This is a genomic window from Microbacterium mcarthurae (genome assembly GCF_046064585.1).
In the GTDB taxonomy this organism is placed as follows: domain Bacteria; phylum Actinomycetota; class Actinomycetes; order Actinomycetales; family Microbacteriaceae; genus Microbacterium; species Microbacterium mcarthurae.
Genome location: NZ_JAROCE010000002.1, coordinates 163,330 through 181,061, shown reverse-complemented (window position 1 = coordinate 181,061; position 17,732 = coordinate 163,330). Strand labels below are relative to the sequence as shown.

At 71.0% G+C, this 17,732-nt stretch carries 16 protein-coding genes; 9 read left to right on the top strand and 7 right to left on the bottom strand.

Going from position 1 to position 17,732, the window contains the following annotated elements; genetic code table 11:
* Positions 1–179: 179 nt before the first annotated feature.
* The 3 genes from P5G46_RS07435 (at position 180) to P5G46_RS07425 (ending at position 3,005) form a co-directional block, all read left to right on the top strand.
* On the top strand, positions 180–902 hold the full coding sequence (locus tag P5G46_RS07435; protein WP_375095125.1) for a VIT1/CCC1 transporter family protein: 723 nt from the start codon (positions 180–182) through the stop codon (positions 900–902).
* Positions 903–984: 82 nt separating this feature from the next.
* Entirely contained in the window at positions 985–2,148 is a 1,164-nt protein-coding gene (locus P5G46_RS07430) for an acyl-CoA dehydrogenase family protein (protein WP_239276914.1), read from the top strand.
* A gap of 68 nt (positions 2,149–2,216) precedes the next feature.
* The gene (locus P5G46_RS07425) at positions 2,217–3,005 is read left to right on the top strand and encodes an enoyl-CoA hydratase-related protein (RefSeq protein ID WP_408905367.1); all 789 of its coding nucleotides are present in this window, start codon (positions 2,217–2,219) and stop codon (positions 3,003–3,005) included.
* Positions 3,006–3,083: 78 nt separating this feature from the next.
* Here P5G46_RS07425 and P5G46_RS07420 read toward each other — a convergent pair whose 3' ends face one another.
* Positions 3,084–3,611 (bottom strand): MarR family winged helix-turn-helix transcriptional regulator, encoded by a 528-nt coding sequence (locus tag P5G46_RS07420; RefSeq protein ID WP_239276912.1) that lies wholly within the window; start codon positions 3,609–3,611, stop codon positions 3,084–3,086.
* Positions 3,612–3,745: 134 nt separating this feature from the next.
* Here P5G46_RS07420 and P5G46_RS07415 point away from each other — a divergent pair, with 134 nt between their 5' ends.
* Entirely contained in the window at positions 3,746–4,723 is a 978-nt protein-coding gene (locus tag P5G46_RS07415; RefSeq protein ID WP_408905366.1) for a cytochrome b/b6 domain-containing protein, read from the top strand.
* Between the two features lie 55 nt (positions 4,724–4,778).
* Here the strand turns inward: P5G46_RS07415 and P5G46_RS07410 are convergent, their stop codons facing one another.
* The 3 genes from P5G46_RS07410 to P5G46_RS07400 form a co-directional block, all read right to left on the bottom strand.
* On the bottom strand, positions 4,779–5,441 hold the full coding sequence (locus P5G46_RS07410; protein WP_375095128.1) for a hypothetical protein: 663 nt from the start codon (positions 5,439–5,441) through the stop codon (positions 4,779–4,781).
* 8 nt (positions 5,442–5,449) lie between these two features.
* Positions 5,450–6,103: a hypothetical protein gene (locus P5G46_RS07405; RefSeq protein WP_408905365.1), complete on the bottom strand. Its 654-nt coding sequence runs from the start codon at positions 6,101–6,103 to the stop codon at positions 5,450–5,452.
* A gap of 197 nt (positions 6,104–6,300) precedes the next feature.
* The gene (locus P5G46_RS07400) at positions 6,301–6,876 is read right to left on the bottom strand and encodes a TetR family transcriptional regulator (RefSeq protein ID WP_408905364.1); all 576 of its coding nucleotides are present in this window, start codon (positions 6,874–6,876) and stop codon (positions 6,301–6,303) included.
* A 55-nt stretch (positions 6,877–6,931) separates the two neighbouring features.
* On the opposite strand from P5G46_RS07400, the gene P5G46_RS07395 reads away from it, so the two are divergent.
* Genes P5G46_RS07395 through P5G46_RS07385 form a run of 3 tightly spaced genes read left to right on the top strand, consistent with a single transcriptional unit; the run spans position 6,932 to position 8,810 of the window.
* Complete coding sequence (locus P5G46_RS07395) at positions 6,932–7,540, top strand: biotin transporter BioY (RefSeq protein ID WP_239276907.1); 609 nt, start codon at positions 6,932–6,934, stop codon at positions 7,538–7,540.
* The gene (locus tag P5G46_RS07390; protein ID WP_408905363.1) at positions 7,537–8,220 is read left to right on the top strand and encodes an energy-coupling factor ABC transporter ATP-binding protein; all 684 of its coding nucleotides are present in this window, start codon (positions 7,537–7,539) and stop codon (positions 8,218–8,220) included. The genes P5G46_RS07395 and P5G46_RS07390 overlap by 4 nt, the downstream gene beginning before the upstream one ends.
* Positions 8,214–8,810, top strand: a complete 597-nt coding sequence (locus P5G46_RS07385) for a CbiQ family ECF transporter T component (protein ID WP_408905362.1) — start codon at positions 8,214–8,216, stop codon at positions 8,808–8,810. The genes P5G46_RS07390 and P5G46_RS07385 overlap by 7 nt, the downstream gene beginning before the upstream one ends.
* 46 nt (positions 8,811–8,856) lie before the next feature.
* Here the strand turns inward: P5G46_RS07385 and cofE are convergent, their stop codons facing one another.
* Positions 8,857–9,633 (bottom strand): coenzyme F420-0:L-glutamate ligase, encoded by a 777-nt coding sequence (cofE, locus tag P5G46_RS07380; protein ID WP_408905361.1) that lies wholly within the window; start codon positions 9,631–9,633, stop codon positions 8,857–8,859.
* Position 9,634: 1 nt separating this feature from the next.
* Entirely contained in the window at positions 9,635–10,141 is a 507-nt protein-coding gene (locus P5G46_RS07375) for a GNAT family N-acetyltransferase (RefSeq protein WP_239276903.1), read from the bottom strand.
* A gap of 147 nt (positions 10,142–10,288) precedes the next feature.
* Here P5G46_RS07375 and P5G46_RS07370 point away from each other — a divergent pair, with 147 nt between their 5' ends.
* Positions 10,289–10,849, top strand: a complete 561-nt coding sequence (locus P5G46_RS07370; RefSeq protein WP_408905360.1) for an acyl-CoA thioesterase — start codon at positions 10,289–10,291, stop codon at positions 10,847–10,849.
* Between the two features lie 143 nt (positions 10,850–10,992).
* Here the strand turns inward: P5G46_RS07370 and P5G46_RS07365 are convergent, their stop codons facing one another.
* Positions 10,993–11,973 (bottom strand): acetylxylan esterase, encoded by a 981-nt coding sequence (locus P5G46_RS07365; protein ID WP_408905359.1) that lies wholly within the window; start codon positions 11,971–11,973, stop codon positions 10,993–10,995.
* A gap of 251 nt (positions 11,974–12,224) precedes the next feature.
* Between P5G46_RS07365 and P5G46_RS07360 the strand changes: the two genes are divergently transcribed.
* Positions 12,225–17,726 (top strand): alpha-L-arabinofuranosidase C-terminal domain-containing protein, encoded by a 5,502-nt coding sequence (locus P5G46_RS07360; RefSeq protein ID WP_408905619.1) that lies wholly within the window; start codon positions 12,225–12,227, stop codon positions 17,724–17,726.
* The last annotated feature ends 6 nt before the right edge of the window (positions 17,727–17,732 follow it).

The following is a 17,732-nucleotide window of genomic DNA, read 5'->3' as shown; positions in this document are numbered from 1 at the left end:
TGTCCTCGGGGTGTCGGGTGGGATGACACGATCGACGGAGGCGTCGATCTCTCTCACTGTGCCCAGCGGCGGTGACGGCGGGGTGAACACGACGGGAAGGGACGGGGCGGTGCGTGCGCGAAGTCACCTCGTCCTTCACCGCGGGCGGCCGGTGGGTGAGACAGGACTAGCCTGGCCGCGTGACCAACTCGCCGGCGGGAACCCATCCCGATGAACCCCACCGCCAAGGGCTCGCGCAGCGCCTGAACTGGCTGCGGGCGGGCGTTCTCGGCGCGAACGACGGCATCGTGTCGACGGCCGCGGTCGTCGTCGGCGTCGCGGGTGCGACGAACCAGGTCGGGCCCGTGCTGGTCGCGGGGCTCGCCGCCCTGGTCGGTGGGGCGATCTCGATGGCACTCGGTGAGTACGTCTCGGTGTCGAGTCAGCGCGACAGTGAGCACGCGCTCATCCAGAAGGAACGCCGCGAGCTGGCGGAGGACCCCGAGGCCGAATTCGCCGAGCTCGTCGGGCTGTACGAGGCGCAGGGGCTCAGCCGTGACACCGCGACACGCGTCGCGACCGAGCTCACGGCATCCGATGCGCTGAAGGCGCACCTCGCCGTCGAGCTCAACATCGACGCCGAAGACGTGGTGAGCCCGTGGGCTGCCGCGCTCGCCTCGGCCGTGGCGTTCACCGTCGGGGCGATCCTGCCGATGCTGACGATCCTGCTCGCTCCGGTCGCGGTGCGTGTCCCGCTGACGTTCGTCGCGGTGCTCGTGGCGCTGGCGATCACGGGGTACCTGGCCGCATGGATCGGCGGCGCACGGCGGGGCCGGGCGATCCTGCGCACCGTCATGGGCGGCGCACTCGCGCTGGGAGCGACGTACGCGGTCGGAGCGCTGTTCGGGGTCGCCGCCGCCTGATCTTTTGTCATCCTCGCAATTACTTGGACGTCCATCTAAAATCGCTCTCGCGACGATGCTGTCGCCGACGAAGGAGAGCCGCATGGACACCACCCCCGCCCCCGCGCTCGACGCCCTGACCGCTGACGACCGCGCCGCCATCCTCGACGCCGTCCGCGAGTTCGCCGCGACCGAGCTGACCCCCCACGCCCTGGAATGGGATGCCGCGAAGCACTTCCCCCGCGACGTTCTGCGCCGCGCCGGCGAGCTGGGACTCGGCGGCGTCTGCGTGCGCGAAGAGTCCGGGGGTGCGGGCTTTCCGCGTCGTTTCGCGGTGGAGATCTTCGAAGAGCTCGCCGCGGGCGACCCGACGGTCACCGCTTACCTCACGATCCACAACATGGTCGCCTGGATGATCGACGCCTATGGCGACGACGCACAACGCGAGCGGTGGCTTCCGGGCCTGGTCTCGATGGAGCATCTCGGCGCGTACTGCCTCACCGAACCGGGGGCGGGGTCGGATGCCGCGGCGATCACGACCTCGGCCATTCCCCACGGCGACACGTTCGTGCTCACGGGCGTGAAGCAGTTCATCTCGGGTGCCGGCGAGGCATCCGTCTACGTCGTCATGGCGCGCACCGGCGAGCCGGGCGCGCGCGGTATCAGCGCGTTCCTCGTTCCCGCCGACGCCCCGGGGCTGTCGTTCGGTCCCAGCGAGAAGAAGATGGGCTGGAACGCCCAGCCGACGCGGCAGGTCGTGTTCGACGAGGTCCGCGTTCCCGCCGAGAACCTGCTCGGCGGTGAGGGACGCGGATTCGGGATCGCGATGGCGGCGCTCAACGGCGGCCGCCTCAACATCGCGGCGTGCTCTCTCGGCGGCGCGCGCTGGGCGATGGAGCGTGCGGTCGCCTACGTGCACGAGCGGTTCACGTTCGGCGAGCCGCTCGCCGAGAAGCAGTCGGTCGTCTTCTCCGTCGCCGACATGGCCACCGAGCTGGAGGCGGCGCGGCTGCTCGTGCACGCCGCGGCGGAACATCTGGATGCCAAGGCGCCCGACGCGCCGACCCGCTGCGCCATGGCCAAGAGGTTCGCCACCGATGTCGGGTTCCGGGTCGCGAACGAGGCGATGCAACTGCACGGGGGCTACGGGTACCTGCAGGACTACGGGATCGAGAAGGTCGTGCGCGATCTGCGCGTGCACCAGATCCTCGAGGGGACGAACGAGATCATGCGGCTCATCGTTGGGCGGAGTGTCCTCGCGGCGTGAGCGGAACCCCCTCCGCGATGTCGGGGACGCGTGCGACGATGCCAGCAGGACGACACGAGGGGAGCGGCATGACCGATCACGCCGGCGAGTACGAGACGATCCGGGTCGAGCAGCGCGGACGGGTGGGGTGGATCACCCTCGACCGGCCCGAAGCGCTCAACGCCTTGAACACCCGCTCGATGGTCGAGGTGGTCGCGGCGGCGACGGCGTTCGACGACGCGCCCGACGTCGGCGCGATCGTCGTCACCGGGTCGGAGAAGGCGTTCGCCGCGGGCGCCGACATCAAAGAGATGGAGGGCAAGTCGGGGCTCGACATGACGCTCACCGACCACTTCGGCGCGTGGAGTCGCTTCGCCGCGGTGCGCACGCCCGTCATCGCGGCCGTCTCGGGATACGCCCTGGGCGGCGGGTGCGAGCTGGCGTTGATGTGCGACATCATCCTGGCCTCCGATCAGGCGAAGTTCGGTCAGCCCGAGATCCAGCTGGGCGTCATCCCCGGCATGGGCGGGACGCAGCGGCTCGTGCGGGCGCTCGGGTATTACAAGGCCGCCGAGATGGTGCTGACCGGGCGCATGATCGATGCGGCCGAGGCCGAGCGCGCCGGGCTCGTCTCGCGGATCGTCCCCGCCGCCGAACTGCGGGAGGAGGCGGAGTCGGTCGCGCGCACGATCGCCGAGAAGCCCCTGCCGGCGCTCTACGCGGCAAAGGCGGCGCTCGATGTCGCGCTCGAGTCGACGCTGGCCGAAGGGGTGCGGTTCGAGCGTCAGGCGTTCGCGGCGCTGTTCGACACCGCCGATCAGAAAGAGGGCATGGCGGCGTTCCGCGAGAAGCGGGCCCCGAACTTCATGCACCGCTGAGTCGGCGGCGCGTCGACCCGAGGGTGCGGCGTCGGCGACCGCGCGCTGCCGGAGACACCGGTACGCGGGTCGTGCGCGTCACAGGGGGTCGGGAGTCGGCGACGGGTCGGCGAAATCGCCGGCCGCCTTGCGGAACCGCGCGATGATCCGCACCAGCTCGGTGGCGTCCGCGGGCGCGAGCCCCGGGTCGCGGAAGACGACGTTCAACGCGTCGGTGGCGTCATCGACGCGCGAGCGACCGGCATCCGTCAAGACGAGCAGGGCCGCGCGGCCGTCCGTCGGATGCGCTTCTCGCGTCAGGAGACCGTCGCGGGCGAGGCGTTCGACGGTGTTGGTGACACTCGTGGGGTGCACCTGCAGGCGCGCGATGGCGCTGGCCATCGGCATCCGTCCCTCACGTGTAAAGGCCAGCAGCCGCAGCATCTCGAACCGCGAGAACGTCAGGTCGAGCGGTTTCAGCGCGCGATCGATGGATGCCATGAGCAGCTGGTGCGCGCGGATCACCGACGTCACCACGGTCATGCCGTCGGCGGCGTCGTCCCAGCCGTGCGCGACCCACTGGCGTCGGGCCTCGGCGATCGGGTCGACCGGTAGGCGTCTGGCCATCCGTCCTCCTCCCGCTTCACGGTACCGCGCTACCACCATTCGCTCCGGCGACCAAGGGCGAGCCCTGCGTGGGGAGAGGCCGTTCGATCCCGGTATCGTCAGAGGTCGGTCCTCGCTCCAGCCCCGAGAAGTAGATGGCGTCCACACCCCGCACCCCGCAGCGCGGGTCTTCGCGCGTCGAGCCGCGCCGCATCGGCGAGCTGACGATCGCCCAGTGGGCCGGATCGCTGCTCCTGCTGGGGGTGCTGGCTCTCATCCTCGCGACGTTCGTCGTGCTGATGGCGCGCGTCGTCGTGTCACTCGGACCCGTGCGCGAGTTCCTCGCCGTCTACCCCGGGGCGTACGACCTGCCCGCCGCGGCTCCCGTCGGAATTCCCGCGTGGCTGGGGTGGCAGCACTTCCTCAACAGCCTGTTCCTGCTGCTCGTCATCCGGTCGGGGCTGCAGTTCCGTCGGCAGAAGCGGCCGGACGTCTTCTGGTCACCGCGGGGCAACAAGCGCCGCCGCATCAGTCTCGCGCTGTGGTTCCACCAGGCCATCGACGTGCTGTGGATGGTCAACGGCATCCTCTTCGTCGTGCTGCTCTTCGCGACGGGGCAATGGATGCGCATCGTCCCGACGTCGTGGGAGGTGTTCCCGAACGCGATCTCGGCGGCCCTGCAGTACGCCGCCTTGGACTGGCCGACTGAGAACGGGTGGGTGAACTACAACAGCCTGCAACAGCTGTCGTACTTCACGATCACCTTCGTCGCCGCGCCCCTCGCGATCGTCACGGGAGTGCGGCTGTCGGGCGTGTGGCCGCGCGACGCGGAGCGGCTGAACCGACTCTTCCCCGCGGAGTGGGCGCGTCGCATCCACTTCCCCGTCATGGTCTTCTTCGTCGCCTTCATCGCCGTGCACGTCTTCCTCGTGCTCGCCACGGGAGCGCTGCGGAACCTCAATCACATGTATGCCGCTCGCGGCTCGGTCGACCCCGACGCGTTCGCGTCCGATCCGACCGGACTCCTGCTGTTCGCGGCATCCCTGGTGGCGATGGCGGCCGCGTGGATCGCGGCGCGCCCGTCGCTGCTCATTCCGATCGCGCGCCTGTTCGGAGACGTGAAGCAACGCTGAGGTGACCGGTGCGGTGCTCGCCTGCTGGGGAGGCATCCCGGGCGCCGCGACGCTGTCACGTGGCCAGTTCGTCGAGCCACGACGATCGCAGACGCAGAGCGCGCTCTCCGCTCGCGATGACGACGGCCACCGTGATGGCGGCATTCATCGCGGGCGGGAGGTGGAGCGGGGAGACGAAGGTGCCGAGCGAATCCGCGATGAGGGGGATCCGCGAGACCGCCTCGATCACCTGAGGGACGGTCAGGCAGGCGCCGATGGTGACGATCACGGCCGAGGCCACACCGATGGCCCGACTGACCCGCGGGTGCGTGCGGTCCAGTCTGGCCCGCAGCCCTTCGCCGGAACGGGGGTGAGGCGTCAGCGCCCGCTCCTGGCCCGACGAAGACACGAAGTGGCAGCGCCGGAGGCCCGAGGCGCGTGCGGCGACCTCGATGTGCCCGCCGGGAACGGGAAATCGGGCGGGGAGACGCGACACCGCCTGCAGCGCGCCGTCGCGATAGAGTCGCGCCCGGATCTCGCCGTCCTCTCGATCGCCGAGTGTGCGGACGTCGATCGCGTAGCGAGTCGGTGACGTGGCGGATGTCGGGAGCGTGAGAAGGAACAGGGAGCGGCTGAGCGTCTGCCACCAGCGGAACGGGGCGAGGGGACGGCCGTCGCCCGGTCGGACTCGCCGCTCGGCCATGCGGGCGCGCCAGCCTCCGCGGGTGCGTCTTGGCATCCGCATGATCAGAGCAGGATCTGGCTCAGAGGATGGACCAGGTACCGCAGCGACACCGCCTCCCACGCGGCCCCGACGACGAGAAGCAGGAGGGCGGGGAGAGCCAGCAGCCCGAGGCTCTTCAGCCCCCGCACGTAACCGCGGCGCCGGGTGGGGGCGCCGACCCGGTTCGGTTGCAGCCAGCTCCGCCCGAGGAGGTAGCTCCCCAGGAGGAGCAGGATATAGGCCTGCAGCTCGATCAGCACCGTGAGGGAGTGCGGAATGAGCGCCACCCAGCCCACCGGCGTGGACTGGACGAGAGTGATGCCGGTCACCACGACCCACCATGCGAAAAACGCCAGACCGGCGAACGGCACGATGAGCGAAGGCAGGACGATGGTGAGCAGGCTCAGACGGAACACGTTCACGGCGAGGATCACGAGCGCGAAGAGCGGCGCAGACGAGGCGACCGCCGTGACGAGCTCACCGGTCCCGTCGGTCTCCAGGGTGGCGGCTCGGGCAGCGGGCAGTTCGGGAAACAGCAGCCCCACGGCGAACCCGGCGGCGAGCAGTCCGTAGGCGGCCGCGTTCAGGGCGAGGTAGGCGCGTCGGTTCTCGCGGATGACGTGGAACGGACGGCGCCAGAACGGCGTCGGGGAGGGGGCGTGACGGGAATCGGACATGATTCCATCGCAGTCGCTACCGCCCTGCGGCGACAGTGCCGCGACGTCACGACCGAGGGTGACATTAGTCAGTGACTGCCCCGAGCGCACACGATCCGGTCGAACGCTCATGCAACGGTCGCCCCGAAAGTGTGCGCTCAGCCCTCGCCGCGGCCGAGGCCGCGGCCCGGCGGGGGCGCCAGGGGGGGCAGGGGCGGCTAGGCCGGGCGGGGGGCGGTGGCGTGCAGGCCGCGGTGGATGAGGTCGACGCCGAACAGGAAGTCGGCCTCCGGCGGGTGGGCGACGCCGGGAGTGACCACGCCGACGCTGTCGTACTGCAGCCGCTGCTGCTCGTGCCACACGTGGCCGAGGACGAAGTGCAGCAGCGTGGTCGCGGCGCGGGCCGCGACGTCGTGGGCGAAGCCCTCGGCCGCAACGGCGGCTGTCAGCCGATCCCGCGCCGCGGTCGAGCCGAGGCCCAGCGCGAGCGTGCTCGAGACGACCTCGGCGCCGTCGCGGTAGGCCAGGAGCGCGTCGCGCAGGGCTCGCGCCTCCGCGGCGACCCCGGAGCCGCGCAGGAGGGATGCCGCCTGCGCCACGATCCGGTCGGAGAGCTCCGCCAGCAGCGACTGCTTGTTGGGGAAGTGCCAGTAGAGGGCGCTCGGCTGCACATCGAGGCGCGTCGCGAGGCGGCGCATGGTGAGGTCGGCGAGGCCGTCGTCGTCGAGGATGCGCAGTGCTGCGCGCGCCACGTCGTCGGCCGAGTGGCCGCGGCCGCGTCCGGGAGGGGTCACGGCTCCGAGTATAGTGAACGCCGTTCAGGTGAACGCTGTTCAGGTAAGGACCGACATGCCCTCTTCCTCTCGCACCCCGGATGCCACCGACTTCGCGCGCGTGGCCGTCTTCGCCGCGCTCATCGCGGCGCTCGGCCTTCCCGGAAGCTTCCCGGTCTTCGGCGGCGTGCCCATCACGGCGCAGACCCTCGGGGTGATGCTCGCCGGCGCGATCCTCGGGCCCTGGCTCGGCGCCCTGTCGGTGACGATTCTGCTGACCCTCGTCGCGGTAGGCCTGCCGCTGCTGGCCGGCGGACGTGGCGGATTCGCGATCTTCCTCGGACCCACCGCGGGGTACGCCCTCGGGTGGATCCTCGGCGCGATCGTCGTCGGGCTTATCGTTCACGCGGGGCACCGCCGTCCCGTGTGGTGGCGCACGGCGGTCGCGATGATCGCCGGGGGCGTCGTGGCGATCTACGCGGTCGGCATCCCGGTGCAGAGCCTGGTGACGCGACTTCCGCTGGCAGAGACCGCGCTGACGAGCCTGATCTTCCTGCCGGGCGACCTGCTCAAGGCGGCGATCGCGACGGTCGTCGTCACGCTGCTCGTGCGGGGGTACCCGCGGGGCTTCCGCCGCGCGTGGCGCACGGAGGCCGCGTCGGAGCCGGCCCCCGTCGCCGCGTGATCCTGCACTGCCGCGACCTCGGAGTGCGGCTCGACGGGCGAGACGTGCTGCGCGGAGTGAGCCTCGATCTCGACGCGCGCACCATCGCGGTGGTGGGAGACAACGGGTCGGGCAAGTCGACCTTCGCCCGTGTGCTCGCGGGTCTCGTCCGACGGCACGCGGGCGACCTGCGGATGGGGGGTCTCGATCCGGACGCGGATGCCGGGGAGCACCGCCGCCGCGTGGCCCTCGTGCTCAGCAATCCCGACGCGCAGATCGTGATGCCCGTCGTCTCCGACGATGTCGGGTTCTCGCTGCGCGCCCAGCGCCTGTCGCGGTCGGAGCGCGCGGAGCGGGTAGCGCGCACCCTGGATCGTTTCGGGCTCACGGGCATGGCCGAGCGCCCCGCGCACGACCTGTCCGGGGGGCAGAAGCAGCTGCTGGCGCTGTGCGGTGCGTTCGTGCGCGAGCCCGACGTGGTCGTCGCCGACGAGCCGACGGCCTACCTCGACGCCCGCAACGCCCGCCGCGTCGCCGACCATCTGCTCGCCGAGACCGGGCACGCACTCGTGCTCGTCACCCACGATCTGGCCCTCGCGCGACGTTGCGACGCCGCGGTGCTGTTCGCCGACGGGGGAGTGGGTACCGCGGGTGCGGCATCCGAAGTGGTCGACGCCTACGAGAGGGCTCTCGTGTGCTGAGCCTCTACCGGCCCGGCACCGGGGTGCTGCATCGCCTGACCGCGGGGCCGAAGATGCTGCTGCTCGCCGCGGCCGCGATCGGTCTTTCGGCGCTGCCGACCGCGGCGTGGACGGCGGCGGTCTGCGCGGTCGCGGTGTTCTCGGCCTACGTCATTCCGGGCGTCGGAGTGCGCACGCTGGGCCGTGAGATGTGGGGGCTGCGGTGGGTCCTCGCGGTCACGGCGCTCGGGCAGCTGATGTTCCTCGGCCCGGAGCCGGCCCTCGCCAACACGGCGCGGGTCGCGGCTGCCCTGCTGGTGGCCGCGCTGCTCCCGTTGACGACGCGCGTCGACGACCTGCTCGACGCTCTCGAGAAGGGCCTGCGTCCTCTCCGGAGGATCGGGATGGATGCCGACCGCGCGGCGGTGCTCCTCGCGGTGACCATCACGACCGTTCCGGTGCTCGCGCGGCTCGCCGCCGAGGTGCGCGACGCCCAGCGCGCCCGGGGCGTGCGGCCGTCGCTGCGTGCCGCCCTCGTGCCGTTCGTCGTGCTGTCGCTGCGGCACGCCGATCAGCTCGGCGAGGCGCTCGCGGCCCGCGGGGTGCGGTGAGACGCCGGTCGCGCGGCAGCGCCGGAGGGGCCGTGGACGAGACGTCTCAGTCCGCGGCAGCGCGCCCGGCCTCGAACCCGGCCGCGTAGGCCTCGTCGGCGCCGAGGTGGAACATGTCGCGCTCGGCCGGCCGGACGATCGACCGCGCGCCGGGAAGATCGAGGTCGCCGACCAGGTCTTCCCGCCCGCGCACGACCGCGACCGGCAGGCGCGCGGCCTTGCCCTTGACGAGGTCGGTCGCCGCGGCGATCTCGTCGGCCACGCACGGCAGTGTCACGATGAGCGGCCGGCCTTCGGCATCCGTCGTACCGCGCAGATCCTCGAACACGTGCACCCCGGCGGCGCCGATCGCATGGTCGGTCTGGCCCTCGCGCCACGCGCGGCCGAGCGTGTCGGTGATGAGCACGCCGACGCGGGCGCCCGTGGCCTGCCGCAGCCCCGCCGCGAGGGCACGCGCCGAGGCGTCGGGGTCTTCCGGCAGCAGCAGGACGGTGCCTTCCGGAGTGTTGCTGGCGTCGACGCCTGCCGCGGCCGACACGATCCCGAGGCGGTTTTCGACAATGCGGGTGACGTGCCCGGCGGGCGAGGTCCGGGATGCCACGAGCCTCACCGTCTCGCGCGTGATGGCGTCTTCGCGGTCGTCGGCGCGCAGGAGGCGTCCCTCCGCCTTCGACACGATCTTGCTCGTGACCACGACGATGTCGCCGTCGCGCAGGTCGGCGTCCGCGCGGGAGTCGGCGTCGACCGCGGTGCGGATCACCTCGACCAGGTCCGCGCCCGGCGAGATCTCACCGATGCCGGGCAGCGCCCAGATCTGCAGCACGTCAGCGGACGAAACGCACCTCGGTGAGCTCCTCACCGAGGAAGGGCTGCACCTGGGTCGCCCCGTCGAGCGTGAACCCGTTGCGCGTGTAGAAGCGATGCGCGCGGGGGTTGTCGTCCGCCACCCACAGGTACAGACCTTCGCCCTCTTCGACGGCGGCGTCGAAGAGCTGCTGGCCGATACCGGTGCCGTGGAACTGGTCGAGCAGGTAGATGAAGTACAGCTCCCGCGGTCGCGGAGCGTCGTCGTCGCGGGCCGGGCCCGACCCGACGAAGCCGACGATCTCGCCGTCGACGAGCGCCGCGTGCATGCGGTAGTCCTCGCCCTGCGCGGCCCAGTGGGTCCACAGCTCGGCCATGCGTTTGGGGGACACCGCTTCGAGCGCGGCCTTGCTGATCAGGTGGTCGTACGTCTCGTGCCAGCACGTCGCGTGCACACGGCCGAGAGCCTCGGCATCCACGTCACGCACCGGACGGACGACGATGTCGGCTCGGGTTTCCGCAGTCATGGCGTGACTCTACGCGCGGCTCCGGCCAGTCGGAAATCGGCGGAATCGGGGGTCGGAATGCGGTACAAGCGGTGACGCACGGTGCCCTTTGTAGGTCATGCACACCGATCTGGCCCGACCGTCGTCGAAACGCTACGCTCGCCCGTCGTGAACGTCCTGTGGCGCACCCTCCTGGTCCTCTTCCGTGCGCGTCGACGCCTGCGGCGAGAAGGTCCCGTCGACCCGAACTCGGTCGGGCGCATGCGCTTGCGCGTGCTTCCCACCGACATCGATCTGCTCCGGCACCTCAACAACGGCCGCTACCTGTCGCTGTTCGACCTGGGGCGGTGGGATCTGCTCACCCGCACCGGGATCGCGGGGGCCATGGCGTCGCACGGCTGGTACGCCGTTGTCGCGGCGGAGACCATCACGTTCCGTCGGTCGCTGGAGCTGTGGCAGCGATTCGACCTCGAGACGCGACTGCTCGGCCACGACGACCGCGCCGTGTACCTCGAACACCGCGCGGTCGTGAAGGGCGAGATCTACGCGCGCGCCATCATCCGGGCGCGCATCCTCCGACGCTCGGGCGGCACGGTCCCGCACGACGAGCTGTTCGCGGCCGTGGGGCGTCCCGAGGGTGTGCCCGACGTCGAGGCGTGGGTGCATGAGTGGGCTGCGGCGTCCGCGCTGCCGTCGACCAAGCGCCCGGCGCCGAGCGACTGGCGCTGACCCGTCGCCCCTTCCGTGCGCGAGTCGCCACGATTTGTCGCCTCTGAGCGCGGTCAGGCGACAAATTTTGGCGACTCGCGCCACCCGGGGCGTCAGCCCCGGGGCGACTTGTGCGGCCGGGGCGACTCGCGCCACCCGGGGCGTCAGCTCACGCTGAAGCGGGCGTCGAGCCAGGCGACCTGGCGAGCCCAGTGGCGCGTGCCGCCGCCCTCGTGGCCGTTGTAGGGGTACACCTCGATCGCCGCGTCCTCGGATGACAGCGCGTGGAAGGCGGCGAACACCCCCGACGGCAGCACGATGTCGTCCATGAGGGCGACCGAGAAGAACGCCGGGGCGGTGATCCTCCGCGCGAGGACGGCGCCGTCGATGTGCGACAGGGTGTGCAGGGCCGCCGCGGTGTCGTCGCGGTGGATCGACAGCCAGCGCGTGACCTCGGTGAACGGCGCCGAGGGGGTGCGGACGATCGCGTTCGGGATGTCGCACAGGAACGGCACATCCGGCAGCACGGCCGCGACGGTGTCCGGGCACAGGGCCGCGGCGGCGATCGCGAGCGCGCCGCCCTGACTTCCGCCGGTCACGGCGATGCGCGTCGCATCCACCCCGGGGAGCTCGCGCACCACGTCGAACAGCCGCGCGGCGTCGGTGTAGAGGCGGCGGTAGTAGTACTCGCGGGGGTCGTGGATGCCGCGGGTCATGACGCCCGGGTAGGCGGCGGTGGAGCCGTGGGGGTCGGGGGTGTCGCCGATGCTCCAGCCCGAGCCCTGGCCGCGGGTGTCCATGATCACGTGCACGTAGCCCGCCGCGGCCCAGGCGATCTTGTCGCCCGGGAGGCCGCGCCCACCGCCGTAGCCGATGAACTCCACGACCGCCGGCAGTGCCTCGTCGCCGTGCGGGCGGACGACCCACCCGCGGATCTCGTCGCCGGCGAACCCGGTGAAGGTCAGGTCGCGGATCGACAGGGCCCGCACCGGCGTGGGCACCGGCAGGAGCGTCGCCGGCCGCGCGGCGGCGCGGGCCTCGGCGAGGGTCTCGGACCAGAAGGCGTCGAGACCTTCGGGTTCCGGCAGCTCCGGGCGGTATTCGCGCAGCAACTCGAGCGGCATGTCGGTGAAGGTCTGAGCCATAGCGGTCTCCAGGGTCGGGGCGACTCGACAGTAGCGAACACGGACCGTCGCGCTGTCGGATCGAGACGAACGGCGACATCGTCGCCGTGAAGTGTGAGGCCTCACATCAGACGAAGTTGGGAGCGATACCACAGATATTCCGTTTGACAGCCGATGTACAGCCCATCGAAGATGGTGCGAAAGTGAGCGCTCACATTTAGCGCCCCTCTGCCGGTCCACCGGCCCACCCATCGTCGAGGAGGACGATCTTGGTGCTGTCACACCCCCGAACCGAGGAGGCCGCGCGCGGGAAGACCATCCGCCGCGCCGGCTCCCTCCTTGCCGCCGTCGCCGTGGTGCTGAGCGGCCTCGTCCCCGCCGCCGCTGTCGCCGCGGAACCGCTGCCCACGCCCATCGCCTCGTATGACTTCGCAGGCACCACCGGTACGACCGTTCCCGACGCGTCCGGCAACGGGCGCGACGCGACGGTCCGCGGAACCGGGTTCGCGATCGACGGCGATGCGCTGTCGCTGCCCGGTGGGGCTGCGGGATCGAGCGCCGCCTACGTCGAACTGCCGACCGGGCTCTTCGACGGGCGCAGCACGGTGACAGTGTCGGCGTGGCTTCAGGACCGTACCGGCGCGGGCAACCAGGCGGCGATGTTCTTCGGGACGACCGAGAACCTGCCGCAGCAGTACTGGTTGCTCAACCCGTCCAACCCCGCAGGGCGGGTCAAGTCCGTCCTGACCGATGGTCCGCGCATCGGACAGCCGTGGACGCTCGAGCGCGGCATCTCGCCCACCGACGCCTCGCGCGGCGTCGCGGGCCCTGCGGCGACCGACGCGTGGGCGCTGTACACGACGGTGATCACGCCCACCTCGATCACGGCGTACCTCGACGGCACGAAGCTCGGCACCGTGGCATCCACGCGAACCGTCGCCGACTTCGGGACCGGCCTGGTGTCGTACATCGGCAAGTCGTCGTACCCCGACCGGTTCTGGAAGGGCGGCGTCCGCGACGTCGCGATCTACGACACCGCCCTCACCGACGACGATGTGAAAGCGCTCGTCGCCGAGGGCACGCCCTCGAACCAGGAGGACGTAGATGCCGCGGCGGCCGCGCTCGCCGTGCCCGGGGCCGACGACGTGCGGGGCAACGTGACGCTGCCCACGAGCGGGCAGAACGGCACCACCGTCGCGTGGGCGTCCTCCGACGCCGCCGTCGTGACGGCGACCGGCGAGGTGACGCGTCCCGCGCACGGTGCCGCTGCCCGGACGGTCGAGGTCACAGCGACCGTGAGCAAGGGGTCCAGCTCGGCGACCCGCAGCTTCTCGCTCGTCGTGCAGCCGCTGCCCGCGGCGCAGGAGCTCGGCGCCTACTTCTTCCCCTTCTTCACCGGCGAGAGCACGACCACCGACGAAGAGATCTCGTTCGCGACGTCACGCGGTAACGACCCGCGCAGCTGGCTCACCCTGAACGACGGGAAGCCCGTCCTCACCTCCGACCAGGGCGAGGAAGGCATCCGCGACCCGTTCGTGCTGCGTTCGCCCGACGGCGACCGTTTCTACATGCTGTCGACCGACCTGAACATGTTCGACCGGTACAACGGCGACTTCGGCCGGGCGCAGGAAGTGGGCAGCCGGAAGCTCAACGTCTGGCAGTCGAACGACCTCGTGACGTGGAGCCCGCTGCGGCAGATCACGGTGTCGAGCGCCCTCGCGGGAAACACCTGGGCGCCCGAGGCCACGTGGGACCCGGAGCGCGGCGAGTACGTCGTCTACTGGGCCTCGAACCTGTACCCGAGCGCCTCGACCGACGGTCGCCGCGCCGCCGACAGCTACAACCGGATGATGATGGTCACGACGCGCGATTTCGTGACCTTCAGCGAGCCCCAGCCCTGGGTCGACGTGAAGCGCGGTGCGGGCAAGGGCACGATCGACGCCACGATCGTGCGCGACGGCGACGTCTTCTACCGGTTCATCAAGGACGAGGCATCCATGACCGTCCGTCAGGAGCGCTCGACCGACCTCACCGCGACCGTGACCGGGTCGCTCCCCACCACCACCTCGACCCCCGGCTGGCAGCTCGTCAAGGAGCAGATCGGCGTCGGCCAGCCCAACCCGTGGGGTGGCACGTTCACCAACGGCGAAGGTCCCACGGTGTTCGCCGACAACGCCGAGGCCGGTCACTGGTACATGCTCGTCGACCAGCCCAGCTACCACGGCGGCCAGGGCTACATGATGTTCGAGACGCGCGACATCGCGTCGGGGAACTGGACGTCGGTCCCGGATGCCGAGCTGCCGACGCGTCCGCGGCACGGCACGGTGCTGCCGATCAGCGCGGCCGAGCAGCAGCGTCTGCTCGAGGCCTACCCGACCGATGAGACCGCGGACTACTCCATCACCGCGTCGCCGGACGACGAGGGCGCCGAGATCTCCGACGAGATGTACGGCGTGTTCTTCGAGGACATCAACAACGCCGCCGACGGCGGGCTCTACGCGGAGCTCGTGCGCAACCGCTCGTTCGAGTTCCTGCCCGTCGACAACCGCGACTTCACCGGCATGACCGCGTGGACTCCCGTCGGCGTCGGGGGCAGCGGCTCGGCGCAGCCGGTGAACGATGCGTCGCGCATGAACGACCGCAACCGCACCTACCTGCAGCTGGATCTGACCAGCACCGGCGCGGGCACATACGGCGTCGAGAACGCCGGCTTCGACACCGGCATCGCGCTCACCTCCGGCGCCGTGTACGACGTGTCGTACTGGGCCCGGACGACGGCTCCCGTCGGTACCGCCGTCTCGCTGGTGCTGCGCACCGCCGACGGCACCCCGGTGTCGAACCCCTTCACCGCGACGGTGGCCGGCGACGGCTGGGTGAAGTACACCGGGACGGTCACCGCAACCGCGACGACCGACCGCGCCCGTCTGCTCCTGCAGGCCGGCGGCACCGGAACACTCCGCGTCGACGAGGTGTCGTTGTTCCCGCAGGACACGTTCATGGGGCGCCCCAACGGTCTGCGCAAGGACATCGCGCAGAAGATCGCCGACCTGCACCCGAAGTTCGTGCGGTTCCCCGGCGGCTGCATCGTCAACGTCAACAGTCACGAGGACTACTCCGCGGCATCCGGGTACGAGCGCGCCCGGTCGTACCAGTGGAAGGACAGCGTCGGGCCGGTGGAGACCCGGGCCACGAACGCCAACTTCTGGGGCTACAACCAGTCGCTCGGCCTGGGGTACTTCGAGTACTTCCAGTTCGCCGAGGACATCGGCGCCAAGCCCGTGCCGGACGTGCCCGCGCTGCTGAACGGCTGCGGTCAGGCGCTGCAGCCGACCGACCCGGCTCTGCTCGAGCGGCACATCCAGGACACGCTCGACCTCATCGAGTTCGCTAACGGCGGCGTCGACACGACGTGGGGCAAGCTCCGCGCCGACATGGGGCACCCGGAACCGTTCGGTCTCGACCGCATCGAGATCGGCAACGAGGAAAACTACCCCGAGGCGTTCATGGCGAACTTCGTGAAGTTCCGGGATGCCATCAAGGCGAAGTACCCCGACATGATCCTGATCAGCAACTCGGGGCCGGACGCCGAGGGCGCGACGTTCGAGAAGCACTGGGAGCAGAACCGCGCGGAGAAGGTCGACATGGTCGACGAGCACTACTACCGCGACCCGTCGTGGTTCCTGTCGCACAACGCTCGCTACGACGCGTACGACCGCAACGGACCGGACGTGTGGATCGGCGAGTACGCCTCGCGCGACAACCGCTTCTTCAACGCGCTGTCCGAGGCGGCGTACATGACCGGAATCGAGCGCAACGCCGACGTGGTGAAGATGGCGTCGTACGCGCCGCTCCTCGCCGACCAGAGCAGCACGCAGTGGCGACCCGACCTCATCTGGTTCGACCGCGACCAGGTGTGGGGCTCGGCCAACTACGAGGTGCAGAAGCTGTTCATGCGCAACACCGGTGACCGCGTCGTGCCGACCGAGGCCGGGGGAGACCTCGCGCCGACGAGCCTCCCCGGCGCCGTGGGCCTGTCGACATGGAGCACGTCGGCACGCTACGACGACGTCAAGGTCACGACCCCCGGCGGGGAGACGCTGTTCGCGGACGACTTCGCCGACAAGAACGACGACGGCTGGACGAAGCTCGCCACCGCGGGCTCGTGGTCGGCGGCCGACGGCAGCTACGTGCAGTCGTCGACGACGGCGAACAACACGCTCGTCGCCGGTCCCGCCCTGGATGCCACGGACTACGACGTGTCGCTGAAGGCGACCAAGCTCGCCGGTGCCGAGGGCTTCCTCGTCGGCTTCGGTGTGCAGGGGTCGGCCGACTACCTGTGGTGGAACCTCGGCGGATGGGGCAACACCCGCAGCGTGGTCGAGAAGGCCGTCGGCGGGGCGAAGTCGATCGTGACCGACACCGGGACGCCCCGGGTCGAGACCGGGCGCACGTACGACCTGCGCATCCAGGTGCGCGGTCCCGAAGTGACGCTGTTCGTCGACGGACAGCAGGCCGGGGAGTTCACCAACACCGCGGTGGAACCCTTCGCGCAGGTGATGACGACGGACGAGGCGACGGGTGATGTCATCCTCAAGGTCGTCAACGCGCAGGCGAAGGAAGCCGTCACCGAGATCGACCTCGGCGGTCTCGCGGTGCTCCCCACCGCGCAGATGACGGTGCTGGCCGCGGCCCCGGGTGCGGTGAACACCGCGGATGCCACCCCCGTGGCGCCGGAGACCACGGAGGTCGCCGTCAGCGGCACCTTCACGCGGACGTTCGCGCCGTACTCGGTGACCTTCCTGCGGATGCACACTCGCACGCCCGACACCCAGGCGCCGACGGTGTCGGTCGCGGCCACGCCCGCCGCGCCCGACGGAGCGAACGGCTGGTACGTGTCCCCGGTATCGGTCTCGGCTACCGCGACCGACGACACCGATGACGCTCCGCGCCTGGAGATCAGCGCCGACGGTGGGACGACGTGGGCGGCGTACACCGGCGCGTTCACTCCGGTCGACGGGACGGCGGACCTCGCGTTCCGGGCGATCGACGCCGCCGGCAACGTCTCGGCATCCGTCACCGCGGTAATCCGCCTGGACCGTCTCGCCCCGACGGCGACGAGCGAGGTGGATGCCACGACCCGCACCGTGCGTCTCACCGCGAGCGACCAGGGCTCGGGGGTCGACCGCATCGAGTACCGGGTGGGAGACGGCGGTGCCTGGACGACGTCCGCGGGCGCTGAGGCCACCGTCACCGTCCCGGAGGGCGCGACCGCGGTGACCTACCGCGCCGTGGACCTCGCCGGCAACGTCGGGGGGACCGCGTCGGCCGCGATCGGCACCGAGGCGGGCGACCCGACGCTGGCGGTGTCGGGCGACCTCGTCGCCGGTGGCGTCCTCACCGTCTCGGGCACGGGATGGCCCGCCGACACGGACGGGCGTCTGGAGCTGCGCTCCACACCGGTCGACCTGGGCGCCGTGCGCACCGACGCCGCCGGAGCGTTCCGCGTCACCGTCACCCTCCCCGCGGACGTCACCGCGGGACGGCACGAGCTGGTCGCCCTCATCGGGGACGAGCGGGTGTCGGTGCCCCTCGAGATCCGCGCCGCCGGACCCGGCGTGACGACGCCGCCGGCGAGCGTCCCGGCCGCTCCGAACGCGGGGCCGTCGCTGGCGGTGACGGGCGGAGCGCTGTCGCTCGGAGCCGTCGTCCTCGGGCTCCTGGCGGTGGGTCTCGGCCTGGCGCTGCGTCGTCGCCGCCGCGTCAGCGAGAACTGACGTCTC

Coding starts and splice junctions, on each gene's coding strand:
- P5G46_RS07415 (WP_408905366.1), top strand. CDS start 3,746: ATGGCGTCCACACCCCGCACCCCGCAGCGCGGGTCTTCGCGCGTCGAG.
- P5G46_RS07410 (WP_375095128.1), bottom strand. CDS start 5,441: ATGCCAAGACGCACCCGCGGAGGCTGGCGCGCCCGCATGGCCGAGCGG.
- P5G46_RS07375 (WP_239276903.1), bottom strand. CDS start 10,141: ATGACTGCGGAAACCCGAGCCGACATCGTCGTCCGTCCGGTGCGTGAC.
- P5G46_RS07420 (WP_239276912.1), bottom strand. CDS start 3,611: ATGGCCAGACGCCTACCGGTCGACCCGATCGCCGAGGCCCGACGCCAG.
- P5G46_RS07425 (WP_408905367.1), top strand. CDS start 2,217: ATGACCGATCACGCCGGCGAGTACGAGACGATCCGGGTCGAGCAGCGC.
- P5G46_RS07405 (WP_408905365.1), bottom strand. CDS start 6,103: ATGTCCGATTCCCGTCACGCCCCCTCCCCGACGCCGTTCTGGCGCCGT.
- P5G46_RS07395 (WP_239276907.1), top strand. CDS start 6,932: ATGCCCTCTTCCTCTCGCACCCCGGATGCCACCGACTTCGCGCGCGTG.
- P5G46_RS07430 (WP_239276914.1), top strand. CDS start 985: ATGGACACCACCCCCGCCCCCGCGCTCGACGCCCTGACCGCTGACGAC.
- P5G46_RS07365 (WP_408905359.1), bottom strand. CDS start 11,973: ATGGCTCAGACCTTCACCGACATGCCGCTCGAGTTGCTGCGCGAATAC.